This window comes from uncultured Bifidobacterium sp. (genome assembly GCF_959020145.1).
GTDB lineage: Bacteria > Actinomycetota > Actinomycetes > Actinomycetales > Bifidobacteriaceae > Bifidobacterium.
This window is the reverse complement of sequence record NZ_CAUEQY010000003.1, coordinates 82298-109247: the sequence shown is the minus strand read 5'-3', so window position 1 is coordinate 109247 and position 26950 is coordinate 82298. Positions and strand designations below refer to the sequence as shown.

Sequence of the window (26950 nt, the reverse complement as noted above, 5' to 3'; positions counted from 1 at the left end):
GTATTCCAATGGAGACTATCGTGCGCACCATCATGCCGGACCGGGAATTCCTCGGCCATGTATTCAAATTGGCTTTGCCTATCGCTTTCCAACAGCTCATGCTGTCGTTGTCGTCCTGCGCCGACACGCTGATGTTGTCGGGGGTAGGGCAAAACGAGTTGGCCGCCGTCTCGCTCGCCACGCAGTTCCAGTTCCTGTTCAGCCTGTTCACTGCGGCCCTGACCCTGGGTATGAGCATTCTCGTGGCGCAGTATTGGGGTGCCGGCAACCGTGACGCGGTGGAACGCGTGCTGGGATTCGTCATGCTGTATGCCGGAATGCTGTCGACGGCGTTCTTCCTGGCGGCACTGCTCGTGCCGGAACAGTTGATGTCCATCATGACCAATGACGGCACGCTGATCATGCTTGGCGCGCGATATCTGCGGATTTCGTCATTGTCGTACTTGTTCATCGGCCTGTCCCAGATGTACCTGTGTCTGATGAAGAACACCGGTTCCGCGGTGATGGGCATGACGGTCAGCACGGTTGGCGTGATCGTGCACGTCGTGTTGAACGCGGCGCTGATTTACGGTATCGGCAGTCTCGGCATTCCCGCGCTTGGCATTTTCGGCGCGGCTATATCCACGGTGATTTCGCGTGCGATTGAGCTGGCATGGTCGGTCGTGGCGACCCGTCGTGGCCCCCACCTGCGACTTGGCCATGTGCTGCATCCCGATGGGCCGTTGCAGAAGGATTTCTGGAAATACAGCCTGCCGGTGCTTGGCAATGAATTGGTGTGGGGATGTGGTTTCACCATGTACACCGTGATCATGGGACATTTGGGTGCGGACGCCGTCGCCGCCAATTCCATCGCCAATATCGTCAAGGATCTGCTGGTGTGCCTGTCCCTTGGTCTGGGCAATGCCGGCGGCATTTTGGTCGGCAATCTGCTGGGACGTGGAGATTTCCGACAGGCGAAGGCGATGGGCGACAGGATGTGCGTGCTGGTGGCCGTGGTCGGTACCGCGACGGGACTGTTGATTGTCGCGGCGCGTCCGCTGGCTTTGCAATGGGCGAACCTTACGCCCGAAGCCACACGGTACCTGTCGGTCATGCTGTTCGTCTGCGCATATTACGCGGCATGCGGATGCATGACGAATCTGACGATCGCCGGCATTTTTCCAGCCGGCGGCGATGCGAAGTTCGGTCTCATGTGCGATGCCATCGTCATGTGGCTGATTGTGGTGCCGGTCGGGCTGTTGGCCGCGTTCGTGTTCAAACTGCCCGTGTTGGTGGTGTATGCGCTGCTCAACACCGACGAATGCATCAAAATGGTTCCCGCGTTGTTGCACTACCGCAAGTACCGTTGGCTGCGCAATGTCACCCGATGACTTTTTGCGATTCGGCGGCCGATTTCATGATTGGCTTGTGTGCGACCAGTCTGTGACAGCTTCGATGTTATTGCCGTCGGGGTCGAGCACGAAGGCCGCGTAATACCCGGAATGGTAGGCACGTGGTCCGGGTCTGCCGTTATCCATTCCGCCTGCCGTGATCGCGGCTTCATAAAAGTCGCGTACCGCTTGTTCGTTCGTTGCATGGAAGGCGATATGCGTGGGAATCGGCTGTTGCGTCGGATCGTCCATCGGGGAGATGTAGAAATCCGAACGGGGCGTGCCGTCATCCACGCCGAAACCGATGGTCGGTTCGTGATGGGCTTTTGGAATGTATCCGAGCGGAGACAGAGCTTTCGTATAGAATGCGATGCTGCGTTCCGCGTTCGAAACATGAAGTGTAATGTGGTCGATCATGCTTTCAGCCTAGTCCGATTTCGTCCGGTTCCATCCGATTTGATTGAGAGCCTACGGCAAAGGCGGATGTTCCGTTCCATCGGGACTCGGCCGATGGAACGGAACACTTGGTGATTTACTTGGCCAACTGCGTGGTGGTGGGGGAGGCCAAGGACGGGCGTGTGCGACGGATACGCCCCAATGCCAGACCAAGGCAGATGAACGCCACTGCAAACAATGCCACCAAGCCGACCGACGATGCCCAAGAACCATAATCCACACCGGTTGCGGCCGCCGTGCCAAGCCCGAACACGTTGTCGATGGACACGCACAGCCACCATCCCGGCAGCAGCTTGCCGATCATGATCATCGGTTCGGGCATCATATCGATGGGGAATGCCATACCCGACGTGAACATGCACAGCAGACCGAATACGTTGGCGAACGCATTGACCGCCATTTCCGAGAAACCAACCGACCCCAGAAGGAAACCGCAGGCGATTGCCATCAACGTGTACGCCAGCAGCGACACGAACGTCAAAGCCACATTCGTGGATGTAATCCCGTCGAACGGCACTCCTGCGGCCACCATCAAGACCAATGTCGCCGCCGTGTAACCCACGCACACCACCAAGCCGAAGGTGGCGCAGGTGAGCATCTCCTGCATCTGCAACGACACCAGACGCGTCGGCGACGAATACAGGCGGCGACGAATCTCACTGTCATTGAAGGTGCCAATCACCAGGAACGTGCAGATCGGCATGACCAGCAGCAACGGATAGAGTCCCGTTTTGATGGTGCCGGCGAATGCGGATGCCGCCGGCTTGGTATTATCAGTATCTGCGGATGGCGATTGCACCACCGCTATTTTCGACGTCTTGGCATCTGCTTTCGCGGTATCCAACGCCGTCCGCATGGCCGTTTCCATCGACTGTTGCTTCCCGGCTTGACCCAAGTACGCGGTGCGTGTCAATGACAGGAATTCGTTGACTTCCAGCTGCGAAAGGGAGCCTGCTCCGGAAGTGTAGCTGACAACGGTTTCGACAGTCGGTTGGTCATTTGACGAACCATCCAGATATTTCTGATAATCCGAAGCGAAGCCGTGCGGCACAATTGCGATCAAATCGACATAGTTCGAAGCGACGGCCTGCTGCAACGCCTCGGAATCGTCGGCAAGGTCCACCATCTCGCCATCCAACGCAAGATAGGAACGCAGCGCGGATGAAATACCATCGGCATCGCCATCACGGTCGATCACCGCCACACGTGCCGTATCGGGATGGAACACCTCATCGCCACCCGTCATCGAGCCACGCATGATCTGCCAGCTGATGGCGAACATCATGATGCCGATGAACCCCAAATAGATGACCAGGTACATCTTGCGCGATTTGAGAATTCTCAGCGCCGTCTTACAGGTATTCATAGCGTTGCCTCCTCAACAGAACGGTCGCCGCAGCAAGGCAGACCAGGCTCATCGCGGCAAGGATGCCGGCGGTGGTGAAGAACGGTTTGAAATTGTCGTAATAGAGGATGTCGTAGAACAGGTTCGTGATCTGCTGCGCCGGATTGAGCAGACTCAGCACCGGTGTGCGCTGGGCGATCAAGTCGCTCAACTGCATGGCGAACGAACCGTACAGTCCGGAGAACAATGACAACGTGCAGGCGATCGCCGTGCACAGCCCCTGCTTGGCGCCGGTTGGAATCTTCGGCAGCGCGCCAAGCAACGTGCCGAATGCGCTCGCCGCGAACGAAGCCATGAGACATGCTCCCACACCAGCCCATTCACGTCCGCCCAACGAAATATGACAGACGAACCGGATATACAGCATGGCCACGGTCAGACTCAGGAACGAACACAGCCAACTGGACAGGAATCCAGCCAGCAGTTGCTGCGATTTCGGAAGCGGCGAAACGGAACGGCGGACACCCAAAGCCGAAAGATTCGCCTGCGTCATCGTCACTACGTTGATGGCGAAGCTCATGGCCATCAACGCGGCCAATCCCAGCAGTGCATAGTAATATCGTGCCGTACCGCTCGGTTTAAAATTCGTCAGCTGGATTTCCTTTGTATAGCCATTCGCCGAACCGATGCTGCCGGTCACCTTGCCATTCATCAGAGCTTCGGGGTTGTGCTTCGCAATGTCCACCACCACATCGGTGTTGCGGTTGTACAGGTCCACGATGTTGCCCAGCACCGTCAGCGAAATATCCAAGCCGCTGCTCGACGCCATCACATCGGACGCGGACGATTGCGTCGACTGTGAGACGGAGAATCGCAATCTGCCGTCATCGATTCGCAGCATGCCTTGCGCGGTGCCGTCGGCCAGCAGCTGTTCCGCCTGCGCAATCGATTCCACCTTGGTCGTGTTGATGAGTCCCGTTCCATTCTTGCCATCGGCACTCACTTTCACGTGATTGTCCGATAATGCAGACGATTCGGATGAAATGCCTTCGATCAGCGTCTGCGCCCCATAGGACGTCTTCCACGCGTTATCCTCGACCACGGCCACGTCAAGCGTGTGCAGCTCGAAACTTTCCGCGATGTTGCCGAACATGCCGTTGAACATGGTGGCCAGGATGATGGGGAAGGCGAACAGCCAGAACAGTTGCGTTTTCTCCCGCAAATGCAGTTTGAGATTGATCAGTAACGTCTGCCACATGATGTCACATGCCTTTCGATTTGCCACAAGCCTTGCAAGCCAAGTCAGTCGCGTAACGCGGTGCCGGTCAGTTCCAGGAACACATCATTGAGCGTCGGCTGGCGACTGGAGAGATGCCCGATATTCGTGCCCTCGTGCTCCAACAGCTGCAGTACGTCGATGAGATTGTGATCGCCCTGGCGGCAGTTCACCGTCAGCTCATGGCCGTCATAGTCGGCGTTGGTCACGAACGGCAATGCGCGCAATCGCGCAAGCGTCGTATCGGCCGAATCTGAGCGCCCTCCCAGATCATCGGTTTCGATGCTGATGCGTTCGCCGGTGCTGATCATCGCCTTAAGTTCCTCCGCGGTGCCAAGAGCCAGATGCCGGCCATGATCCATGATGAGGATGCGGTCGCAGATCTGCTCGACCTCCTCCATGTAATGGCTGGTGTAGATCACCGTCGCGCCTTCGCGGTTAAGTCGTTGGATACCTTCGAGAATCGCATTGCGGCTTTGTGGATCGACGGCCACGGTCGGCTCGTCGAAAAAGATCAGATCCGGCTTGTGGGCGATGCCGCAGGCGATATTAAGACGACGCAGCAGACCGCCGGACAGTTTCGCCGGACGATAGGTACGGTAATCGCGCAATCCTACGAAATCCAACGCCTCGTCCACGAGCATGCGACGTTTTGCCTTGTCGGAAACATACAGCGAGCAGAAATAATCGATGTTCTCCTCAACGGTCAATTCGTTGAACACGGCCACGTTCTGCGGCACAATGCCGATACGCCGCTTCAACGCATAGCTGGTAGGGCTGATCGGCTCGCCGAACACGCGCACAGTGCCCTCATCGAACGTGAGCAACGCAAGTATGCAGTTGATCGCCGTGGTCTTGCCTGAGCCGTTAGGCCCCAGCAGGCCGAAGATTTCCCCCTGATGCACGTCGAGATCGAAATAGTCGAGCGCCAGCATGTCTCCGTAACGTTTCACCAGTTTCGAGACCTTGACCGCGCTGACCGCATCGGCAGCGTCATTCATGCGTCCACCCATGACGAGCTCCTTTCTCGTGCTCCATGCCTTTGATTCCATTGTCGTGCCGCCGGATGCCCCCGACATGGTGCGCGTAGTCACAATTGCCGGAATGATGTCACTTTCGAACATGACAAATGTCACCTTCGTTGATGCCGCCGGCTGTGCCATGCGCCATGTGCATTACTCTGGAAGCAAGCGAACCAATCAGACACGAATCGGCGGACGGGAGGCGGCATGAAACGGTTGTTGTTCCAAGCCGTGTTCCTGGCCATGGGCATGATCATGGGCGTATACGCATCCGGAGATGTCGGCCTTGACCTGATGTGCGGCGCGCTTGTGGCGGTGTGTTGTGCCGCGGTGGGGAATACGCGTCGGGTTCGTGGCTTGCGATGGCGTTGATTGTCATGCTTGACTGCGGCGCATGCCTGGTGCCGGCGTGGTATCTGATGCTTCCCATCGCAGCATTCAACGCGGCATCATCGTCCGCTGGTGTCGATGGCAGCCGCTTCTTGCAAGCGTTGGTGCCGCGATGGCTGTGGCTTCTTCCCATGACGATAGTGATTTTCCGTTCGATTGACTCGCACGTTCCCTCCGACTTGTCCATCGTCATATTGATGGTGCTCCAAACGGTTCTGGGATTCGCTGCCGGCCTGCTTTGCGCGCGCTGCGCGAACCTCGCCCGCGAAGTGCGGCGATTGCAGGATTCCCGCCGCGACCAGATTCGCCGCCTGCGCTCGCAGATCGCCGAAAACGACGAGGATCGTGCGTTGGCCGTACGCACGGCGACGCTTGCCGAACGCACACGCATCGCACGTGAGATCCATGACAATGTCGGCCACATGCTGACCCGAGCCATCATGCAGACCGAGGCGGCGCACGTGGTGGCCCAGGTTGCCGGACAGGAACAATCGGCCCAACGTTTCTGTGAAATTCATGACACGGTGAGCGAGGCTATGACTTTGGTGCGCAAAGCCGTGCATGATTTGAAAGACGAAGGTACGGATTTCGCTTCGCAGATTGAGACGGCCGCGCACGGCATGGACGGCGCCGGCCCCTTGCGGGTGAGGCTGGTCAACGGCATCGATTCAGCGCCGGCGGCCGTGTCCCGCTGCTTCGCCACTGCGATTCGCGAGGCGTTGAACAATACGGTCAAACACAGTCAGGCAAGGAACGTTTCAATCACCCTGCGCGATTTCCCCGCATTGTGGCAGCTGTGCGTGCAGGATGATGGAACCGTGAGAAGATCGTCTGCTGAAGCCGTCGCCATGCAGTTCATTCGACCGAACGATTCCACAGGCATCGGCATTTCGGACATTGAGGAACGGGCTCGTGCGTTGGGAGGCTCCGCGATTTGCGGGCCGTATCACGAGGGTTGGCGCGTGTTCGTATCCATCCCCAAGCCGGCGAGTGGCTCGGAAACGACGCAACCGGAGAAAGGAGCGCATTAATGCATGTCGCGATCGCAGACGATGATCCAATCGTCTGCTCGTCATTATCCACGATTCTCGAAGCCACCGGCACCGCCGATGTGGCATGGACCGCCAACACCGGCACGGATGCGGTGACCCAATATGAGATGGATGCCCCCGATGTGTTGCTGGTCGACGTGCAGATGCCGGGAATGGACGGATTGCAAGCGTCGGAGGCGATTCTTGACGCGCATCCGAACGCGCGAATCCTTATCCTCACCACATTCGCCGACGAGTCATACATCGCCAAAGCGTTGGAAATAGGCACGAAAGGCTACTTGATCAAACAGGACGTTTCGTCCGTCATACCCGCGGTGCAAGCCGTCATGGCCGGACAAGTGGTCATGGGCGCCGAAGTGTTGAGCAAGCTGCGGGTCAGTCCGCAATCCACGACATCAGACGAATCCTCATCAGTCGATCGCGTTGTGTCGCATGATGATGCGCAGGCAGTTCAAGGATCTCGGAACCCCGATTCCAGCGGACCATCCGAACGTTTCGCCGGCCTTACCGAACGCGAATTGGACGTGCTGGAACTTGTGGCCGAGGGATTGGACAATCGTGAGATCGCGTCACGGCTGTTTCTCAGCGAAGGCACGGTCCGCAACCGCATCAGCGACATACTTGCCAAAACCAACATCTCCAATCGCACCAAACTCGCCGTCGAATGGCTGGCCTGGCATTGACCGGCTGAATCCGGTTGATTGAATCCGGCTGGTTGAGACTGACCATCTGGTCGTTCGGCGTCCTCAGTGCTTGCGCAGACGATACGCCTTCCAAACGTCACTCAGTTTCTGGCCATTCGACGTGCGTTTCCACACGGTAAGACCCGCTGATGAGCCGCCAACGGCACGCGCCGCGGCAGTAGGCGTGGCATACTCCCTGCCGTCATCCATGCGCAGCTTGCCTTCGGAAGTGACGGTCGCTACCCAACGTTCGCCCTTGCGGGGACGCTCCCATACCAAGGTCTCTCCGGCGATAAGCAGCCCGGCTTCCAGCACTTGGGCAATGCTGACGCGTTTGGACGTGGGAGAGGAGGCCGTAGCTTTCACATTGAGCGTCTCCTCGTTCAACGTCGACAAATCCGTATCGTCGGCATCGTAACGAATATTCCAATGGTCGGCGATGAGCCGAACCATCTCATCCTGCCGGTATTGCAGCGTCTGCGGCGTGCATTCGGCGATATTGGCGAGTTCGGCTGTCAGCGGAAAACGTCTGGAGCTTGCCGACAACAGCATGCGGTCGCGCCGCTGCGCATACGTGGCGAGTGGCGCGACTTGGGTTTCGTTGGCCTGACTAAGCACCAAATTGCCGATGCGGTTTGCCCAATGGTCACGCACCGACTCCGGCCAGGCGGCGAAATCGGATTTCGCGCTGACCTGTTCGGGCATGATCGGCAACGCTTTGAGACTGCGCGGTCGGGTGATGCGGTAGCCGGCCTTCTGCTCGTTGGCGCGGATGAGCAGAAGTTTCTTCATGGCGGGACTGGTCTGCAACTCGCCACGTAGATGCGCGAGTGCGGAACGTCGGTCCTCGTCGGTGATGAGGAATCCGCGGATCTGTTGGAGGGTATGGCCTTTGTTGAGGTCTCGGATGGCGCTTGCGGCGCGTGTGCGTCGGGCGAGTGGGCTTTGCCGGTTGAGGCTGTCGACGCCGGTGACGCGTTCGAGTGCGGCGAGAACGTCGTGGAGTCTGTCGATGTCGTGTAATTGGAGGCGTTCGTCGTGCGCGTTCGTGGTTCCGTTCCCGATATTTCCGGGTGTGGAGAACACTTGTGCGTTGGCGCTGCCGAGGTTGCGGATGGAGTTGACGAGCGCCCACATGGCCACGGGTTTCCAGTCGGTGGTCTGGTAGTCGGCGAGTGAGACGAGCATGGCCACGATGTCGTCTGGCAGGTTGGCGTCGGTCGGACGGTTGAGGATGAGCCACGCGTTGGCATAAGGGGCGAGCAGATCGTCGATGAAGGAGATGACGTTCTGTTTCTTCACGTATGGTTTGAGCACGTCTTTGCGGAATTCCTCAAGCAGCTGTGTGCAGACGGCCTTGTGCGAGACGATCAGGTGCAGGTCGGAGAAGAACTCTTCGAGCGTGTGCGAGTCATCGCCGAGCGGGTCCATGATGTCGTCCCATCGTGTGGCGTAGGCGTTACGCGCGGCGGGGGATATTTCCGCGATGGTTTTCGCTTTGAACACGTCGGATGCGGTCAGTGGCACGCCGCGCATGTTCATCACGTCGAAGATGCGGTGCGCGCCGGCGAGGTCGTCGGTGGTGACGATGACGAGGGTGACGCCGTTGACCAGGTATGAGGCGAATCGGCGGCGGTCTTTGGCGTCCATGGCGGCGAGCAGGTCGAATGTGCGGCGGGTGTTGACGGCGATATTGCGTTGCGCGTGCGAGGCGATGTCGTTGTCCCTCAGATCGAACAGGCCTTCCAAATCGCCTTCCTGCACGTACATGCGGAAGAAGTCGGTGTCGCGTTCTCGCAGGGTGAGTCGTGGCTCGGCTTTGATGCCGCGGAGTTTGTCGCCTGGTTCCAAAATGAGGTCGTTGAGGCTGTCGATGAGGTCGGGGTCGTCTTCCAGTTCGCGCAGCACGGAGACGATGATTGACAGGGAGATGAGGCGCTGTTGGCCGTCGATGACCTGGTATTGGGTGGGGCCGTCCTTGACGAGGATGAGCGAGCCGAGGAAGTAAGGCGTGTCCGGGTCGGCGCAGGCGTCCTGAAGGTCGTTGACGAGCTGTTCGATGTTCTCCGCCTGCCACGTGTACGCGCGTTGGAACGAAGGGATGGTGAGTTGGTAATCGGAAGTGAACACTTTGCCCAGGGGTTTTTCCGTCGCGCTGATCGCCATATCGACCGCCATCCCTCATTGATAACGTTTGCACCGCAGGTGCGGCATACTGTTTTCTAGTTTATGGGAGGGGGTGCACCGGCGTTTCATGGACGTAACGGAGTCTCCACTGCCGTAGAATCCTTCGCCTCATAATTGGTCCGGCAGATCCGCACGTTCAACCAAACGCGCCATCTGTACCCGGCCCATGCATAATCTGTCTCCCGCGGATGAGATGTGCGCCTTGACGGTGCGTTCCGAAATGAACATACGTTTCGCGATTTCGGCATTGGTGTACCCGTCGGCGGCAAGAACCACCGCCTCGCGCTCCCGTTTGGGCAGAGCGTCAAGCATGGCGCGCGCCTCATCGCGGCGCGATTGCGGCTGCTGAGTATTGAGATCGTTGATGAGCTGTCGCTGGCTGGCCGGATTGAACTGGGGCAGGCCCACGCACACGTCGGTGATGCGGCGGATGATTTCCTCTGGCGCGTCGGTTTTGGAGACGAACCCTTCTGCGCCCGCCTCAATGGCCCGTTCCACGGTTCCGCTCGGACTCAACGACGTCAGTATCAGCACATGCGGTGGACGGGGGAGTGCGCGCAGCCTCCTGGTCGTCTCAATGCCGTCCATGCCGGGCATGGCGATATCCATCAACGCCACGTCCGGATGATGTCCGGTGGTTTCGTCAATCGCCTGGCTTCCGTCGGTGCAGGTGAAAACAACATTGAGCCTGCCTGCGGAATAGTCTTCGAGGATCAGCCGCATGGCCTGGCAGATCATCGGATCGTCATCGATCACGCCAACTGTTATCGGTCTGTCGTTGCTGTTCTCGTTGCTGCTCACTCAACCCATGGTAGCTGCACGTCCATGTGGAACGTGTGTTGCGGGTCAAAACCGAATCGGCATGTTCCGCCGGACTGGCGGACGCGTTCCGCCAGTCCGGGCAATCCGGCGCCAGTCCGAGACATGTCTTTTGCATTCGTGTCGAGATGCGTACCGTTGGCTGGAATGGTCGGATTGGACACATGCGCGTGCACGCCTGCGGTGGGATTGGCGGTGAGTTCCAACGATACCGGGGATCCCGGCGCATGGCGGCTCGCGTTGGTCAGTCCCTCCTGAAGGGACCGATAGGCGATTTTGCCGGTTTCCCTGTTGAGCTGGCCCAATTGCTGGATGTCGATCCACGTGTTGAGCCGCATGCCGGCGGCACGTGCGTCTCCGATAAGCGCATCCAGCGATTCACGGGTCAGGGACGTTTCGTCGGATGGCGCCAGTTGCTCACGCGCCTGCTCCGGATGGCGCAGCATGTCGATGACGCTGTGCGCCTCGTCCAAAGCGCCCGCCGCCTGTTTTCTGATTTCCTCGGTTTTCTCCGCGATCCGGCCGGTCTGTTCGGCCAGCTGATGGGCGTCCATGCTTTCCGCTTCGGCCACGAGCCGTTTTGACTCGGCTTGCAGCGCGCTCGCATTCAACGCCAGCAGGGATAGCGAATGGGCGAGCGTGTCATGCGCTTCGGCCGCGATTGCGTCGGCCAGCTGCTGACTGTCGATCGCGGTTTTGAGTTGAGCCACCTGCGCATCCGCCGCGTCCGCCTTGGCCGTTGCCAGCGATGCCAAGGCGCGGGATCGGATATGCAATCCCGCCAAAGTCGCGATGGCCAGTTCCAGTAATGCCGCCACTACGGCGGTGACGACGATGGTGCGTTCATCGGCGAGCATGACCAGGTCGGTGCCGTATTGGCTGCCGGTATCCGGTTTGGCGAACACCATATGCCAGATGGACGCCTCCGGCGGGCGCAACGTATCACGCACCTGCGCCACAAGTGTGACGAAGCCGCCCGCCGCGATCGCACGAACCGTCGTCCTCGTGTCATTGCGACGAGCCAACAGCGCGGTCAACGCCATCAACGCGATGGTGGAATCGTACGGGAAAACCAGCACGGCCACGCATGCGGCGACGAATGTGGCATGTGGATAACGGGAACGGGCGAGCGGCAGCAGACCGACCACGAACGACAGCAGCACGCAGAACACCATCCAAACGTATGCGGCGGAATCCTGGTCGAAACGTTGCGAGGCGAACGCGGTCTGCGCCATGCACATGAAATCCGCGCAAACCACCATCACCACACTTTGCCAGATCCTGGTGCGTACTGGCACTTCGATGGGGGCTGGGGAATTCGTCGTCTCGCTCATAGCTACCATTATTGGGCCCGTTCCCGAAAGACGCCATTGTTCTTCCGTGCGTTTCGCGCGCCTCAAAGGGCAGACAGGAATGGCCTTTCGTCCAATACCGTCCACGCGCTCGGCTCCGTACTCTCGAAAGTGTCTCAACCGATTCGAGAAGAAGGAACGATCATGAGTGGTTACATCGCCCCGCAGCAGCCCATCCAACCCCAACCCCCGCTGCAGCCGGTCTATCAGGAAGAGAAGGGACTGACTGTGTGCGGCATTGTCGGCGTGGTGTTCGGCGCGCTTGGCTTCGTGCTGAGCTTCATTCCGATTATCAACAACATTGCTGCGATTTTCGGTTTCATTGGCGTGATTCTTGCGATTGTGGCATTGGTCGGCACGTTCCGCGGTAAAAAGCGCGGCAAGGCATTGGCGATTGTCGCTGCGGTGCTGTCGGTGTTGGCCATCGTCATTACTCTGGCCATGCAGTCCGCAGCAAGCAAGGCCATAGACGAGGCCACCGGCGTGTCAAGCTCACAATCATCCGCAAAAGGCTCCGCAAAAAATCAGCCGAAGGGCGATCAGGATATGGAAGGCGATTTGAAGACCATGCATGTGAAAATCGTCTCCGCGGTACGTAGCAACAACGACTATAACAATCAGCCCACGGTGTTGGTCACATTCGAATGGACCAACAACACGGATAAAAACAATTCGTTTGCGGTCCTCGCCAGCCCGCAAGTGTTCCAAGATGGACAAGCTCTCGACACCGCCATTTACAGCGAGAACCCTGCCGGATACGATTCCAATTCTGATTTCGCCGAAGTCCAGCCCGGAGCCACCGGAACCGTGACGATTGGATATACCTTGAAAGACGATTCCGAAGTGACGGTCGACGTCACTGATTTGTTCGACCTGAACGATAGCGCGAAAGTGGTGCACAAGTTCACGGTCTGATTGCGCATTGGATATACGGTGCCGGTAGTTTCAGCTCGGCACCGTAAGACGTGGGCTCTCATGAAATAGTCAGAAAAGTACCGTACTGTGATGCGTAATCGAGTTAAGGAGCGATTATGACATTCGGTCAGCAGCCCCAAGGCAACAACGCCAATGGATTCAACGGCCAGCCGTATGGGCAGAACCAATACAATCCGAACCAGAATTCGTACGGGCAGTACAGCCAGAATCCGTACGGTCAGAACCAATACCAGTACGCGCCGCAGAACATGTATGCGCAGGGCGCTCCGGCGGCCACCATTCCGGCTCAGGCGACATACTCCTATGAGCGTGCCGAACATGCTTCCGTCACCCGTGCCTACGGTGAGATGACCATCGGCCTGCTCGTCACCGCGGCTGTGGCCATCCTCACCCAAGCCACCGGTGCCTACATCGCGCTCATCCAGTCGCTTGGCGTCATTGGCGCTTGGGCGCCGTTCGTCGTCGAAATCGTGATCGCCATCTATCTTGGCGCCCGCATTGAAAAGATCAAGCCGAGCACCGCACGCGTCATGTTCTACGTGTATGCCGCGATCATGGGCTTCTCGCTAAGCACCATTTTCATGGCGTATGATCTTGGCACCATCGGCATCTCCCTGGCGTTGTGCGCCGGCTTCTTCTTCGCGCTCACCATGCTGGGCATGACCACCAAGGTCAACATGCTCAAAGCCGGTCCGATTCTGCTGGTCGGCCTCATCGTGCTGATCGTCGCCGAAGTGCTGCTTATGATCTTCGCTCCCGGACAGACCATGCTGATGGTTATCTCCGCCATCGGCCTCGTGCTGTTCGCCGGCATGACCGTCTACGACGCCCAAGCTACTCGCGCGCTGTTCGCCCAGTACGCAGGCCATGGTGAGGACATGGTCAAGAAGGTCTCCATCATCTGCGCGCTGAACCTGTATCTGGACTTCATCAACATGTTCCTGTATATTCTCCAGCTCTTCGGCGATCGCGACTGAAAAATCCCGCGACGTCCTCTGCACTGAACCCTCAAACAAAAGCCTGACCAGAATATGGTCAGGCTTTTCTGTCGGCGAAAAACGTGCCATAGGGTAGTGGCTCATGCAGAGGAAAGAGATTGGCGGCATGGCCTGCCTTGTTCTGACGGCCATGATCTGGGGCTTCGCATTCGTATCCCAAGTGCAGGGCATGGCCTCCATGAGCCCCCTGTTCTTCGGGGCCACACGATTCACATTGGGCGCGCTGTCATTAATACCGTTGCTGTGGTTCCGCCGTCGAGGCATCGCCGAACAGGAACGCCGACGCCGTGAATCGAATGAGTGTCCAACCGTCACGCTTGGCAACGGTATAACCGTGGCCATGCCGAAATGCCTGGGCAATCCCGTGGTCGTCAGCGTCATCTGCGGCATCGTATTGTTCACCGCCAGCACCGTCCAACAATACGGCATCCTCTATTCCGGTTCCGCAGGCCGTTCCGGCTTCATCACGGCGCTCTACATCGTCATGACGCCGCTGCTCGCCTTCCTTATTCTGCGCCGCCGCGTGACCATGAACGTCATCGTCAGCGTTGCCATCGCCGTGGTCGGCTTCTATCTGCTGTGCATCACCGACGGATTCGGCTCGATCACCCTTGCCGACGTGGTGCTGTTGTCCACTGCGGTTCTATTCGCAGGCCATATTCTCGTCATCGACACGTTCGGACAGAAGATGGATCCGATTCTGCTGTCCTTCGGACAAATTTCCACCACCGCGCTGCTGAGCTGGATCGGCTCCCTATGCGAAGGCTCCATCGACTGGGCCGGCGCCATGCAAAGCTGGTTTCCCATCGTGTACGCCGGCATCGGCTCGGCCGGCGTGGCATACACGTTGCAGGTGGTCGGACAGCAGCTGGTGCCGCCGTCGCGCGCGGCCGTGATCATGTCGCTCGAATCGTTCTTCTCCGCGGTGGGCGGCGCGTTGCTGCTCGGCGAAGTCATGACCACACGAGCCTACATCGGCTGCGCGCTGATTTTCATCGGCACCGTGCTCGCACAGGTTCCGGTGAAAATACCACGATTGCTGCGTAAGCGCGAATAACGTTCGATATCGTCGAAAAATGGCGATTGACAGGCAATGATTTGTCCGTCAATCGCCATTTTCCGAAAACATCAGTCCGCCTGCGGCGCCTCACCCACACGCGGGGCGCTGTTGATGTCGCGATGGATGTTCTGCATCTGCGTCTCGATGTTCTGCAGGCTGCGCGCGCAATCCAACAGCGTCTGCGAATGCTCGGCAAGCTTCGCGTCCGGCAGATCCGTCTTATACCGCAGCGCATGCTCCAGGCTCGCCCAATAATCCATGGCGATGGTGCGTAGCTGAACCTCTACCGGCGTGTAGTGCGGTCCGGATGACAGGAACACCGGCACCGCGTAGATGACATGCAGCGAACGGTAACCGTTCTGCTTCGGGTTCTTGATGTAATCCTTGACACGCAGCACTTGGATGTCGCTTTGCGCGGACAGATAATTCGCCACGGAATACACGTCGTCGCGGTAGTTGCAGATCACGCGTACGCCCGCCACGTCGAACAGGTTGTCCTTGATGGCGTCGACGGTCAACGGCAGGTTGCGGCGCTGCAGCTTGCCGAGGATCGAGTTAAGCGATTTGAGACGGCGTTCCATATGGTGAATTGGATTATGGGAGAAGCGCACCTGGAATTCCGAGTCAAGAATCTCCAATTTGGTGCTGATCTCGTACATCGCACCCTCATACACCTGCATCTGGTCGATGAACTCGGTGATCTGTTCGGGGGAAAGGGATCCCTCGCCGACGTCGACGTTCTTCAGACGCATCTGCAATTCGGTGGTGTTAATTCGATTTTGCCTGTCAAGTATCACGGAAGAACAGTGTACCGCCTCGCTTTCCGCAAAACTGAACGTATGCTGTGTATCGAAGAGGGTCAATGCCCTGCGATTGCGCCGAGAACGGGGCGTTCCCGCGTTCCGAAACGCCTGTGCCGCCCTGCCGATAGCATGGTGCGTTATGAACGAAGACATGATGACCGAGGCGGAGCGCGCCTCGAAACTGGCCGAACCGGCGGCGAACGATACCCCCACGCGCGGCAAGGGCGTGTTCTACGTGCATACGCTCGGATGCCAGATGAATGTGCATGATTCCGAACGCATCGCCGGCGTGCTTGAGGCCGACGGCTACGTGCCCGCCACCGAGGAACAGTATCTCAACCATGACATCGACCTGATCGTCATGAACACCTGCGCGGTGCGCGAAAACGCCGCCGAACGCATGTACGGCACCATCGGACTGTGGGCCGAATTGAAGAGGGAACGCCCGAACCTGCAGATCGCGGTCGGCGGCTGCATGGCGCAGCTCGACCGTGAGAAGATCGCGAAAAAAGCCCCGTGGGTCGACGCCGTGTTCGGTACCAAGAACATCGGATCCCTGCCTCAGCTGCTCGACCAGGCCCGCATCGAAGGCCACGCGCAGGTGAAGGTGCAGGAGGAACTCAACTACTTCCCAAGCCAACTGCCAACCGACCGTGCGTCGAAGGTGTCGAGCTGGGTGGCCATCTCCGTAGGCTGCAACAACACCTGCACCTTCTGCATCGTGCCGACCACGCGCGGCAAGGAACATGACCGCCGTCCCGGAGACATCCTCGCCGAAATCCGCCAATGCGTGGACGAAGGCGCCAAGGAAGTCACGTTGCTGGGCCAGAATGTGAACTCCTTCGGCTACGGCATCGGCGACCGGTTTGCCTTCTCCAAGCTGCTGCGCGCGTGCGGCGAGATTGACGGTTTGGAACGCGTACGATTCACCTCGCCGCATCCCGCGGCCTTCACCGACGACGTGATCGCAGCAATGGCCGAGACGCCGAACGTCATGCACCAGCTGCATTTCCCGTTGCAGTCGGGTTCCGACAGGATTCTTCGTGCGATGCGCCGCTCCTACCGTTCCGCCAAGTTCCTCGACATTCTGCGCAAGATTCGCGAGGCCATGCCGGACGCGCAGATCTCCACCGACATCATCGTCGGCTTCCCCGGCGAAACGGAGGAGGACTTCCAGGAAACCCTGCGCGTGGTGGAGGAGGCGCGATTCGCTTCCGCGTTCACGTTCATCTACTCGCCGCGTCCCGGCACGCCGGCGGCTGAGATGGAGCAGGTTCCGCATGACGTGGTGCAGGACAGGTTCGAACGTCTTGTGGCGCTGCAGGAACGCATCACCGAAGAGAATCTCAAGACTTTCGAAGGCCGTGACGTCGAGGTGATGGTCACCGGCGCATCCGGCAAGAAGGATGCCGCCACCCATCGTGTTACCGGACGTGAGAAAACCGGCGTGCTCGTGCATGTCGGCGTGCCGGAAGGCGAGCCGATGCCGCAGATGGGTGATTTCGTGACCGCCACCGTCACCCATGCGGGACGCCACAATCTCATCGCCGATCCGAATCCGGAAGCGGGGCAAACCTATGCCGTCCGCCACTGAAAGCAAGCCCGAAACCCGTAAGGTCGTGTCCATCGTCGGTCCCACTGCGTCCGGCAAGACGGGGCTTGGCATCGCCATTGCCAAGGCGTTGGAGGCCAAGGGCGAGCAGGCGGAAATCGTCAACGCCGATGCCTACCAGATGTACAAGGGCATGGATATCGGCACCGCCAAGGCGAGTCCTGAGGAACAGGCCGAGGTCAGGCACCACCTGATTGACATCATCGAACCGGACGACGCCATGTCCGTGGCACGTTTCCAGGAGATCGCCCGCGCCAAAATCGCCGAACTGCAGGCCAGGGGAGTGCGCCCTATCCTCGTGGGCGGTTCCGGTCTGTACGCCCGTGCCGCCATCGACGACATTTCCTTTCCTGGCACTGACCCAGAGGTGCGCAAACGCCTCGAGGAACGTGAAAAGGTCGAAGGCGCCGGTGCGCTGTTCGACGAGCTCAAGACAAAGGATCCTGAAGCCGCGGCCCGCATGGATCCGCACAATCCTCGACGCACCATCCGCGCGCTTGAGGTCATCGAAGTGACGGGCCGGCCGTATTCGGCGAGCCTGCCGCATTACCGGTATGTGATTCCCACCGTGCAGATCGGCCTTGATTTGCCGCGCGAGGAACTTGACCGCCGCATCGACATCCGTACCAAGCAGATGCTGGAGAACGGTTTCGTCGAGGAAGTGGAGCGTATCCGTCCCCGGCTTGGCATCACCGCAGGCAAGGCTCTTGGATACCAGCAGGTTGTCGACTATTTGGATGGCCTGTGCGATTTAAATGACACGTTCATGAGCATCGCGCAGAAGACGAAGCGTCTGGCACGCAAACAGATGGGATGGTTTGGCCGCGATCCGCGTATCCACTGGCTGCAGGCTCTCAACCCCGCGCTGCTGGGCAATGCCATGGCCATCATCGAGCATGCCGACGCCGGCGATTACGACGCGATCGACGCGCAGGCGGATGCGTACACGCAGCATCATCTTGGCGATATCGTCTAGCCGAAGCGCCTGACGGCGTGAACGGCAAAAACTTTCGATAAGTATCGGATGTCGTCGTGCCATGGCGGTGCCCATGGGTAAAATCGAGTTCTGTTATGGCACGAACAGCATCTTCCAACCCGAAATCAGGCGGCAAGGGTTCCGCAGGCAAATCGCGTTCCGGCGATACCAAAGTCATGGACGAGGTCGATTCCTCTCCGATCGCCGGCATACTGCGTAAATATCGCCGCGACATCGCATGTTTCATCATGGCCATTCTCGCGGTGCTGTTCTGCGCATCCGAATGGTTCCGTGTCCAGGGCGCTTTCGGACAGGTCCTACATGCCATGGCCTCCGGACTGTTCGGATTGACCAGCGTGATTCTGCCGGTATTCCTGGCGCTTGTGGTGTTCAGTCTGATGCGCAAGACGCAAAACAAGGATGAGAACCTCCATATGGCCCTCGGATGGTTCATGATCCTCTGGTCCGTCTGCTCTATTCTTGACGCGGCGATTGCCTCCGACTCCCAGAAGTTCGATATGTCTTTGCTGCAGCGGGCAGGCGGCCTGCTTGGCTATGTGCTTGGCTGTCCGTTGGCGTGGGGGCTTTCCAAAGGCTTTTCCATTGCGATTTTCGTAGTCGTCATCCTGTTTTCGTTGCTGTTGATCACCCATACCCGGGTCACGCAGATACCGGACAAGGCGAAGGCTCTGGCGGCCAAGTTTGTTGGAACGCCTAAAAACCGTGATGACATTGACGATGAGGCCGAACAGTTTCCGAACGAAGTACGCGTTGGGGACACGACACTCGCCTTCGCCGAAGGCGTTCCCGCCCACGACGGCACCGATGCGGATAGAGAAAACGACGATAGGCCGGGCTTCCTTACGCGTATGAAGCAACGCTTCGCATCCCATAAGAGCAAGAACGTCGATGATGGCGACCTTGACCATTACGCCGGCGACGAAGCGTTTCTTAATGCCGCCGAACGGCACGGACAGACCGCGGAAACCATCGTCGACGAGCCGTACCAACAGGTCGATTCGCCACGCAGCATTTCTTCGGACGATTATCGTGCCGATGATTATGATTCAGATGATTATTCCGCCGCTGCACCGTCCGGCACCATGGCCATGCCGCAGAACGGTCGCGGACGCTCCTTCTCGTCCGCGCCGATCGGCACCGCGAGCGGCACCATGCCCAGCGTCGCCGAGCCGGTGCCGTCCAGCGAAATCAAGCCGGTTGGCGTCGCTCCAAGCGACCCATGGGCCGTCATCGACGAGGACGGCACCTCCAACGGCAAGGAAGTCATGGTGGATGCCGCGACCGGCGAGGTCCTTGACGATATGCCGGCTGCTGCCGTTGACGGGGAAGCGGCGGATGACATTCCCGAGGGACCGTATCATCTGCCTGACCTCAACATTCTGAAGAAGGGCGCGCCGCACGCCGCGCACACTCCGGAGAACGATCGTGTGATCCGCGCGCTGACCGGTACCTTCCAACAGTTCAACGTCGATGCGAAGGTCATCGGCTTCCTGCGCGGACCATCCGTCACCATGTATGAGGTGGAGCTTGGCCCTGGCGTCAAGGTCGAGAAGGTCACCAACCTGCAGAAGAACATCGCCTACGCGGTGGCCAGCTCCGACGTGCGCATCCTGTCGGTGATCGAAGGCAAATCCGCCATCGGCATCGAAATTCCGAACTCCGATCGCGAAACCGTGGTGCTGGGCGACGTGCTGCGCTCCGACAAGGCCCGGAACGATCCGAATCCGATGCTCACCGGCGTCGGCAAGGATGTGGAAGGCCATTTCGTGACCGCCGACCTGACCAAGATGCCCCACCTGTTGGTGGCTGGCGCCACCGGCTCCGGCAAGTCGAGCTTCATCAACTCCATGCTCACCTCCGTGATCATGCGCGCCACGCCTGACCAGGTCCGCATGATCATGGTCGATCCTAAACGAGTCGAACTGTCCGCCTATGCGGGCATTCCACATTTGCTCACCCCGATCATCACCGATCCGAAGAAGGCCGCGCAGGCTTTGGAATGGGTGGTCAAGGAGATGGACGCACGATACAGCGACCTCGAATTCTTCGGATTCCGCCACATCAAGGACTTCAACGCTGCCGTGCGCGCTGGCAAGGTGCATGCGCCCGCAGGCTCCAAACGCAAGGTCGCACCATACCCGTATATCCTCGTGGTCGTCGATGAAATGGCCGACCTTATGATGGTGGCCAAGAACGACGTGGAGAGCTCCATCCAGCGCATCACGCAGCTCGCGCGAGCCGCCGGCGTGCATCTGGTGCTCGCCACGCAGCGCCCGTCCGTTGACGTGGTCACGGGCTTGATCAAGGCCAACATCCCGTCCCGACTTGCTTTTGCCACCTCATCCGCCACCGATTCGCGAGTCATCCTCGACGCCACCGGTGCGGAAACGCTGATCGGCCAAGGTGACGCGTTGTTCCTGCCGATGGGTCAGGCCAAGCCGATCCGCGTGCAGGGCGCATGGGTCGACGAGTCCGAAATCCGTCGCGCGGTGGAGTTCGTGCGAACCCAGCGCAAGCCGCATTATCGCGAGGATATCGAGGAGATGGCCAAGGAGGCCGAAAAGAAGGCCATCGAGCCGGATGAGGACATCGGCAACGACATGGACGTGCTGTTGCAGGCGGCGGAACTGGTGGTCAGCACGCAGTTCGGCTCAACCTCCATGCTGCAGCGCAAACTGCGTGTCGGATTCGCCAAAGCCGGCCGACTCATGGATCTGCTTGAATCGCGTGGTGTGGTCGGTCCGTCCGAAGGCTCCAAAGCTCGCGAAGTGCTCGTCCAACCGCAGGATCTGCCGCAGGTGCTCGCCTTCATCAAGGGCGAAACCTCATCGCTTACCGCAGGTTCTACCCAGCCGGCCGACGCTGCGGACACGCGATGATGGAACGCGACAATCGCACGCATTGCGCCAAGTAGTGGTATCGGGGTAACGTGAACGGTATGGAAAAGCAAGAAGAACGCAAATCGTCCCTGCTTGACGGGTGGAACGCCCCGCCGAACATCGTCACTTTCTCTCGTATCGTCCTGGTCGTCATCTTCCTGGCGTTGTACGTCATGGCAGGCGCATGGGGTACCAAAAACACGACTATGCGCTGGGTGGCGGCGATTATCTTCATCATCGCCGCCTGCACCGATAAGCTCGACGGTTGGATGGCCCGCAAATATAACCAGGTCACCGAACTGGGCAAGCTCATGGACCCAATCGCAGATAAGCTGCTCACCTGCGGCACGCTGATCGTCGCCGCCATCTTCAACGAATTCGGCAACGCAGTGCTCGGCTGGGTCGTGACCGCGCTGTTCCTCATCCGTGAGATCGGCATCACCATCATGCGTTTCTTCGTCATCGACACCGGCGGCAAGGTCATCGCCGCATCCCAAGCCGGCAAGTACAAGACCCTGTGCCAGTGCATCGGCCTTGCCATGCTCATGCTGCCGATGTGGAGCCTCGCTGATGGCATGAACGCCACTCCGCTGTGGATGACCGTTTATTACACGATCACGTACGCCCTGATTTACCTGGCGTTGATTCTATGCCTGTATTCGGGCGGCGAATACCTCGTCAACACGTTCGGCGGACGTAAGAAGACCGCAAAATCCGAAAAGGAAACCAAGTAAATCCCGATGAGCGAATCCGAAAATTCGTCGACCGCGGCCAGCCAATCGCAATGCGATGAGCTGGCCGCAGCCGTTTTACGCTATTGCGAAGCCAACCATTTCAAAATCGCCGCCGCCGAATCACTGACGGGAGGTCTACTCGCCGACGCCTTCGTACGCATACCAGGCGCATCGAAAGTGTTCCTCGGCTCGGCGGTGACCTACGACATTCGCGCCAAAGCGAAGATTCTCGGCGTGAATGCCGACCTGCTGGCCCGAGAAGGGGCGGTCCACCCCGAAGTGGCGCGGCAGATGGCTGCGGGAACCGCGCAACTATACCGACAGACCGAGGATGGAGACTGTGTCATCGGCTTGGCCACTACCGGTGTTGCAGGGCCAGGACCGGATGGTGACAAACCTGCCGGCCTGGTGTACATCGGCTGCTCCCTGCCCTGTGGCTTCAATGGCATTCGTGCGCGTCAAACAGCTGCTTATGAGCTGCGTCTGAAGGGTGATCGGGAAGCTGTGCGGCACGAAACCGTGCAATGTATTCTGGAAAAACTGAGGACTCTTTCAGCACTTTCACAGGAATAATCCACGAATATGGGTGTTGACCATAGTGGACGTACGTATGAAAAGCGAAAGGGGCTGGCGGCATGGACACGATGACACTCACCAAGGAACAGATGGAACTCAAGGCGATGGTTCCCACGGTGCAAAGCGGCAACGCCCGCGTCAGGGAACTCACCCCAGCCCAGCGCCGCGCGGTGATGTTCGCCCAGCAGCAGGTGCTGCGTGCCCGCGCGGCCAAAAAGGCCAAAGACGAGCGCCAGGCCGCATTGACCCGCATATGGCGGGAGGAAGACGCGGAACGCGTTTCCGCACGATCCATGTCGGCAGCCACGGAAACCACCGACGGACCCAGAGAGGTATCGCTTCGCGAGGCCATCGGCCATGTACTGCGCGATCTGCGCACCCATGACCACAAAACGTTGCGTGAGGTGAGCGAAAAGGCCGGAGTGTCGTTGGGCTACCTCTCCGAAGTGGAGCGTGGCCAAAAAGAGGCCAGCTCCGAGCTGCTGAGCTCGATTGCGCAATCGTTGGGCGTCTCCACGGCGCAGATGCTGCGCATGGTCGCCGATTATCTCGATTCCGTCGCAATCTGATTCCTGTTGGACGTCTAACGCCCGGCGGCTTGTTCCGTCGGGCGTTTTCTTTTGGTTGCGCTTGCTGTGTACACTTGAGCGCGTGCAGGAACGTGAATTTTGGCAGTTGCTTGAAGAGGTACTCGGCCGTAGCTATGGCCGCGCGCTCGCACGCGACCAAGTGCTTGATCGATTGAACGGTCTGACAGCCGTCGAAGCGCTTGAAATGGGGGAGGAGCCCCGCGTGGTATGGAACGTTCTGTGCGACCAGATGAACATTCCTGACTCCAAACGTTGGGGAAAGGACCATAACGCGCCACCAATGCCGGTGCGTTAGGCGGAGTTCGGCTATCGCAAAACACCGATTTCGAACAGATGTTCGGATAATGGGGTATAGTTATCCACAGAAGCACGGATTGGGCAGGTCGTCAACGGCTCGCCGCGAAGTTTCAGAATGCTGGAATTTCAAGGGAAAGCGGTCTTCGGCGTGTCGAAATGCATGTTCTTCGACCACAATGGCCGATTGAACTTGCGCAGATGGATGATGCGGTTTTACGGTGAATCCATTCATTCGTCTCGGTCAACAACAAGGAGTAGTCATGGCACAGACGAGCGTGGCAAAGAACGCCGCACAGAACAAGTCCGCGAATGGAATCGATCCGCGCCGTCAGGCCGCGCTCGACACAGCGCTCGCGCAGGTCGAGAAAAGCTTCGGCAAGGGATCGGCCATGAGACTTGGCGACCGCCCGGAACAGGATGTCGAGGTCATTCCGACCGGATCCTTGGCTTTGGATATGGCATTAGGCATCGGCGGCCTGCCTAAAGGCCGTATTGTGGAGATTTACGGACCGGAATCCTCTGGTAAGACCACATTGGCGCTGCATGTGGTGGCCAATGCCCAGAAGGCCGGCGGTGTGGCCGCATTCATCGATGCCGAGCATGCGCTCGATCCGGTCTATGCCCGTAAGCTGGGCGTCGACACCGATTCGTTGATCGTCTCTCAGCCGGACAATGGCGAGCAGGCATTGGAAATCGCCGACATGCTGATTCGTTCCGGCGCGCTTGACGTGATTGTCATCGATTCCGTCGCGGCCTTGGTGCCGAAAGCGGAAATCGAAGGCGAGATGGGAGACAGCCATGTCGGCCTGCAGGCGCGCCTGATGAGTCAGGCGTTGCGTAAGATGACCGGTGCGCTGGCGCAAGCCGGTACCACCGCCATCTTCATCAACCAGTTGCGTGAGAAAATTGGCGTGTTCTTCGGTAATCCGGAGACCACCACCGGCGGCAAGGCATTGAAGTTCTACGCGTCCGTACGTATGGACATCCGCCGTATCCAGACCATTAAGAACGGTGATGAGGCTGTCGGCAACCGTACCAAGGTCAAGGTTGTTAAGAACAAGATGGCTCCGCCGTTCAAGACCGCCGAATTCGATGTGCTGTACGGCGAGGGCATCTCCAAGGAAGGTTCCGTGCTTGATATGGCGTTGCAGGCCAACGTCGTCAAAAAGTCTGGCTCGTGGTTCACCTATGAGGGCGACCAGCTGGGGCAAGGACGCGAAAACGTGCGTCAGTTCCTCAAGGACAATCCGGAACTCACAGAGGAAATCGAGAACAAGGTCAAGGCGGCATTCGGTCTGATCAAACCTACCGACCAGTTCGCCGAGGACGATGGGGCGGAGGACGCCGCGGGCGCGCCGGATGATGGTAAGACGTCCAAAACTTCAAAAGCCGCCAAAGCCTGACATATGATCAGCGCCGAACGTTTCCTTAAGGAACAGGGCCTTCAGCCGGCGTCGGCCGATACTGGGGGCCTTGCCCTTTCTTCAGAGGATCCAGAACGCACGAACGTTCAGAGGTGGAACCGTCGAACGAAACCTGACCGTTCCAGTTTGTTCGCTGGAAGCGCAAATGCGACGAAAACGCCACGACACGCGCGACACGCTGGGCGTGTCGGGAACGGCGATTCTACTGCCGCAAAGGATCCAAATGATCTTGACGCATGCAGGGAAGCCGCATTGCGATTGCTGGACGCTGCGCCTCGACCTTCCGGCGCACTGCGTGAGCGCCTGATTGGTAAGGGCTATACCTCTGAAGTGGTTGACGACGTCATCGAAAGACTGACAAGGGTTCAACTGATTGACGATGAAGCCTACGCGCAATCCGCGGTGCGCTACTGTGCGACCCGTCTTATGGGATGTAGGGGCGCGGTCGCTGAGCTTACACGGAAAGGCGTCGACCGTAGGCTGGCCCAACAGGTTTGTGATGAGGCGGAATCCTACGGCGTGTTTACTGAAGCCGCATGGGAATTAGGCCGTAGAACCGCGAGAAAAACCGCCGGTCTGGAACGCGATGCACGTAGGCGCCGCTTCTGGAGCGCGGGCGGCAGAAAAGGCCATAATCCTGAGATTCTGCGCCAAATCGCACAGGAACTGTTTGATTGACGGCGACCGTTGACCAAGGGCGTGACGTCAGTTTCATAAAGAGGCTGGTGTAAAGAAATCCTCAAAACATAAAGAGTGGAGAGTGAGACCTCTTATACCCCGGGTTCTGTCGTGCCAACGGCACGGATGGCCATCCATCTCGACCTGGCGTTGCCGTCAGGCTCTAGCAGCCTACCCGAAGGCTTCGGACGAGCAGTCCTCGAACGCCTTCTGCTTGGCCTTGCTCCCGATGAGGCTTGCCATGCGGCCAACTGTCACCAGCGGCCCGGTGGTCTCTTACACCGCCGTTTCACCCTTACCCACCGGCCGAAACCGGTAAGGCGGTCTATTCTCTGCTGCGCTATCTCTCAGGTCGCCCTGGGCGGACGTTATCCGCCATCGTGCTCTATGGAGCCCGGAAGTTCCTCAACCGACGGATCGGTCGCGGCCATCAAGAGGTCTCAAATGCACTATGATAGCAAGAAAACGGACGAAAGGAAAATCAAAAAAACTTTATTTTTCTTGCGTCAACTTTTCAGTGAAATCACAATGTTGCGGCTACAATGTTGACTACCGAACAGCGAAGCAGCTGTTTGGTCCGTATATAGCGGGTAACACCGCTTGAGTCTAGGGAGGTCCACATGGAAATCGTCGTTACCGGACGTCATACGCAGATCAAGCAAAGGTTCCGTGACGTTGTCGAAAGCAAGATGAATCGTGTGACCGCTATCGCCCCGGATGCGCAGCGTGTCCAGATTGTGCTGTCCCACGAGGGCAATCCGCGTCAGGCCGACACCGCCAAGCGCGTTGAGATCACCGTCATCGCAGGTCGTACCGTGGTGCGTGCCGAAGCCTCCAGCGCCGACGAGTTCAGCGCGCTCGATTTGGCTCTCGACAAGCTGACGCTTCGTCTGCGCCGTACCCGCGACCGCCGCAAGGACCATCGTCGTGGCTACACCGATCCGGTCCCGGTCGATCTGGGCCCGGTCGAGCCGGTCGTCGTCGAGGAGCCGGAGCCGGAAGCGCCGAACAATAGCCCGGCCGACGCCGTTTCCGCTGATCTCGGCCCTGGCGAATCCGTCGAGGTCCAGGTCGGCGACACCCCAATCGTCATCCGCCGCAAGCTGCACATCGCCGAGCCGATGACCATTGACGAGGCCCTGTACGAGATGGAGCTGATCGGTCACGACTTCTTCCTGTTCGTCAACAAGGAAACCGGTCGTCCGTCCGTCGTCTACCACCGTCACGGTTGGAGCTACGGCGTCTTCGAAATCGACACTCCGGAGAATGTGGCCAAGAAGTAATGGCTGATGGCTGAAAACTGAACGATAAGAGGCTCGCATGTCATACATGCGGGCCTCTTTTCTTATGCGAAAAACAAGATACGTCAAAACTTACGTAAAATGGACGGAGCTTTTCGGAAATCGCGAGAAAG

General features: G+C 58.8%; 24 protein-coding genes and 1 other RNA gene. 16 read left to right on the top strand and 9 right to left on the bottom strand.

Annotated features, from left to right (window positions below; genetic code table 11):
- Positions 1 to 8: 8 nt before the first annotated feature.
- Positions 9 to 1370 carry an MATE family efflux transporter gene (locus tag Q5H33_RS02185; RefSeq protein ID WP_055680027.1) on the top strand — a complete coding sequence of 454 codons (1362 nt, stop codon included), beginning with the start codon at positions 9 to 11 and terminating at the stop codon, positions 1368 to 1370.
- 24 nt (positions 1371 to 1394) lie between these two features.
- Here Q5H33_RS02185 and Q5H33_RS02180 read toward each other — a convergent pair whose 3' ends face one another.
- The 4 genes from Q5H33_RS02180 to Q5H33_RS02165 form a co-directional block, all read right to left on the bottom strand.
- Complete coding sequence (locus tag Q5H33_RS02180) at positions 1395 to 1787, bottom strand: VOC family protein (protein WP_271719492.1); 393 nt, start codon at positions 1785 to 1787, stop codon at positions 1395 to 1397.
- Positions 1788 to 1902: 115 nt separating this feature from the next.
- Positions 1903 to 3192, bottom strand: a complete 1290-nt coding sequence (locus tag Q5H33_RS02175; protein ID WP_033499700.1) for an ABC transporter permease — start codon at positions 3190 to 3192, stop codon at positions 1903 to 1905.
- Positions 3179 to 4429: an ABC transporter permease gene (locus Q5H33_RS02170; protein ID WP_038444645.1), complete on the bottom strand. Its 1251-nt coding sequence runs from the start codon at positions 4427 to 4429 to the stop codon at positions 3179 to 3181. Before Q5H33_RS02170 ends, Q5H33_RS02175 begins: the two co-directional genes overlap by 14 nt.
- Before the next feature lie 44 nt (positions 4430 to 4473).
- A complete protein-coding gene (locus tag Q5H33_RS02165; protein ID WP_113736316.1) occupies positions 4474 to 5460 on the bottom strand; it encodes an ABC transporter ATP-binding protein in 987 nt (328 codons plus the stop codon).
- Positions 5461 to 5831: 371 nt separating this feature from the next.
- Between Q5H33_RS02165 and Q5H33_RS02160 the strand changes: the two genes are divergently transcribed.
- Positions 5832 to 6890: a sensor histidine kinase gene (locus Q5H33_RS02160; RefSeq protein ID WP_302422756.1), complete on the top strand. Its 1059-nt coding sequence runs from the start codon at positions 5832 to 5834 to the stop codon at positions 6888 to 6890.
- Positions 6890 to 7594 carry a response regulator transcription factor gene (locus Q5H33_RS02155; protein WP_021913833.1) on the top strand — a complete coding sequence of 235 codons (705 nt, stop codon included), beginning with the start codon at positions 6890 to 6892 and terminating at the stop codon, positions 7592 to 7594. Before Q5H33_RS02160 ends, Q5H33_RS02155 begins: the two co-directional genes overlap by 1 nt.
- A 63-nt stretch (positions 7595 to 7657) precedes the next feature.
- On the opposite strand, the gene Q5H33_RS02150 is transcribed toward Q5H33_RS02155, so the two are convergent.
- The 3 genes from Q5H33_RS02150 to Q5H33_RS02140 form a co-directional block, all read right to left on the bottom strand.
- Positions 7658 to 9760, bottom strand: coding sequence for a DUF262 domain-containing protein (locus Q5H33_RS02150; RefSeq protein WP_302422753.1), 2103 nt, complete (start codon positions 9758 to 9760; stop codon positions 7658 to 7660).
- Positions 9761 to 9889: 129 nt separating this feature from the next.
- Complete coding sequence (locus tag Q5H33_RS02145) at positions 9890 to 10582, bottom strand: response regulator transcription factor (protein WP_302422751.1); 693 nt, start codon at positions 10580 to 10582, stop codon at positions 9890 to 9892.
- Complete coding sequence (locus Q5H33_RS02140; protein ID WP_368043735.1) at positions 10579 to 11862, bottom strand: sensor histidine kinase; 1284 nt, start codon at positions 11860 to 11862, stop codon at positions 10579 to 10581. The genes Q5H33_RS02145 and Q5H33_RS02140 overlap by 4 nt, the downstream gene beginning before the upstream one ends.
- A gap of 234 nt (positions 11863 to 12096) precedes the next feature.
- Here Q5H33_RS02140 and Q5H33_RS02135 point away from each other — a divergent pair, with 234 nt between their 5' ends.
- The 3 genes from Q5H33_RS02135 (at position 12097) to Q5H33_RS02125 (ending at position 14943) form a co-directional block, all read left to right on the top strand.
- Positions 12097 to 12867, top strand: coding sequence for a DUF5067 domain-containing protein (locus Q5H33_RS02135; protein WP_124917261.1), 771 nt, complete (start codon positions 12097 to 12099; stop codon positions 12865 to 12867).
- Between the two features lie 116 nt (positions 12868 to 12983).
- Complete coding sequence (locus tag Q5H33_RS02130) at positions 12984 to 13865, top strand: Bax inhibitor-1/YccA family protein (RefSeq protein WP_039775379.1); 882 nt, start codon at positions 12984 to 12986, stop codon at positions 13863 to 13865.
- 103 nt (positions 13866 to 13968) lie between these two features.
- Entirely contained in the window at positions 13969 to 14943 is a 975-nt protein-coding gene (locus tag Q5H33_RS02125) for a DMT family transporter (RefSeq protein WP_038444633.1), read from the top strand.
- Between the two features lie 71 nt (positions 14944 to 15014).
- On the opposite strand, the gene Q5H33_RS02120 is transcribed toward Q5H33_RS02125, so the two are convergent.
- Complete coding sequence (locus Q5H33_RS02120) at positions 15015 to 15698, bottom strand: GTP pyrophosphokinase family protein (RefSeq protein ID WP_021913827.1); 684 nt, start codon at positions 15696 to 15698, stop codon at positions 15015 to 15017.
- Positions 15699 to 15888: 190 nt separating this feature from the next.
- Here Q5H33_RS02120 and miaB point away from each other — a divergent pair, with 190 nt between their 5' ends.
- The 9 genes from miaB to Q5H33_RS02075 all read left to right on the top strand — a co-directional run bounded on the left by miaB (position 15889) and on the right by Q5H33_RS02075 (position 25536).
- The gene (miaB, locus tag Q5H33_RS02115) at positions 15889 to 17343 is read left to right on the top strand and encodes a tRNA (N6-isopentenyl adenosine(37)-C2)-methylthiotransferase MiaB (RefSeq protein ID WP_055308850.1); all 1455 of its coding nucleotides are present in this window, start codon (positions 15889 to 15891) and stop codon (positions 17341 to 17343) included.
- Positions 17327 to 18337: a tRNA (adenosine(37)-N6)-dimethylallyltransferase MiaA gene (miaA, locus tag Q5H33_RS02110; RefSeq protein WP_033499693.1), complete on the top strand. Its 1011-nt coding sequence runs from the start codon at positions 17327 to 17329 to the stop codon at positions 18335 to 18337. The genes miaB and miaA overlap by 17 nt, the downstream gene beginning before the upstream one ends.
- A gap of 95 nt (positions 18338 to 18432) precedes the next feature.
- Positions 18433 to 21237 (top strand): DNA translocase FtsK, encoded by a 2805-nt coding sequence (locus Q5H33_RS02105; RefSeq protein WP_117565386.1) that lies wholly within the window; start codon positions 18433 to 18435, stop codon positions 21235 to 21237.
- A gap of 59 nt (positions 21238 to 21296) precedes the next feature.
- Positions 21297 to 21971: a CDP-diacylglycerol--glycerol-3-phosphate 3-phosphatidyltransferase gene (pgsA, locus tag Q5H33_RS02100; RefSeq protein WP_302422740.1), complete on the top strand. Its 675-nt coding sequence runs from the start codon at positions 21297 to 21299 to the stop codon at positions 21969 to 21971.
- 6 nt (positions 21972 to 21977) lie between these two features.
- Positions 21978 to 22544, top strand: a complete 567-nt coding sequence (locus Q5H33_RS02095) for a CinA family protein (RefSeq protein WP_033499691.1) — start codon at positions 21978 to 21980, stop codon at positions 22542 to 22544.
- Positions 22545 to 22606: 62 nt separating this feature from the next.
- Positions 22607 to 23116: a helix-turn-helix domain-containing protein gene (locus tag Q5H33_RS02090; RefSeq protein ID WP_117643139.1), complete on the top strand. Its 510-nt coding sequence runs from the start codon at positions 22607 to 22609 to the stop codon at positions 23114 to 23116.
- A gap of 82 nt (positions 23117 to 23198) precedes the next feature.
- Positions 23199 to 23432, top strand: a complete 234-nt coding sequence (locus Q5H33_RS02085) for a DUF3046 domain-containing protein (protein WP_033499690.1) — start codon at positions 23199 to 23201, stop codon at positions 23430 to 23432.
- A gap of 262 nt (positions 23433 to 23694) precedes the next feature.
- Positions 23695 to 24837, top strand: a complete 1143-nt coding sequence (gene recA / locus Q5H33_RS02080) for a recombinase RecA (RefSeq protein ID WP_302422736.1) — start codon at positions 23695 to 23697, stop codon at positions 24835 to 24837.
- Positions 24838 to 24840: 3 nt separating this feature from the next.
- Positions 24841 to 25536, top strand: coding sequence for a regulatory protein RecX (locus Q5H33_RS02075; protein WP_003810591.1), 696 nt, complete (start codon positions 24841 to 24843; stop codon positions 25534 to 25536).
- A 79-nt stretch (positions 25537 to 25615) separates the two neighbouring features.
- Here Q5H33_RS02075 and rnpB read toward each other — a convergent pair.
- Positions 25616 to 25979: RNase P RNA component class A (rnpB, locus tag Q5H33_RS02070), an RNA gene on the bottom strand.
- Between the two features lie 177 nt (positions 25980 to 26156).
- Between rnpB and raiA the strand changes: the two genes are divergently transcribed.
- Positions 26157 to 26819 carry a ribosome hibernation-promoting factor, HPF/YfiA family gene (gene raiA, locus Q5H33_RS02065; RefSeq protein ID WP_003810589.1) on the top strand — a complete coding sequence of 221 codons (663 nt, stop codon included), beginning with the start codon at positions 26157 to 26159 and terminating at the stop codon, positions 26817 to 26819.
- Positions 26820 to 26950: the final 131 nt, after the last annotated feature.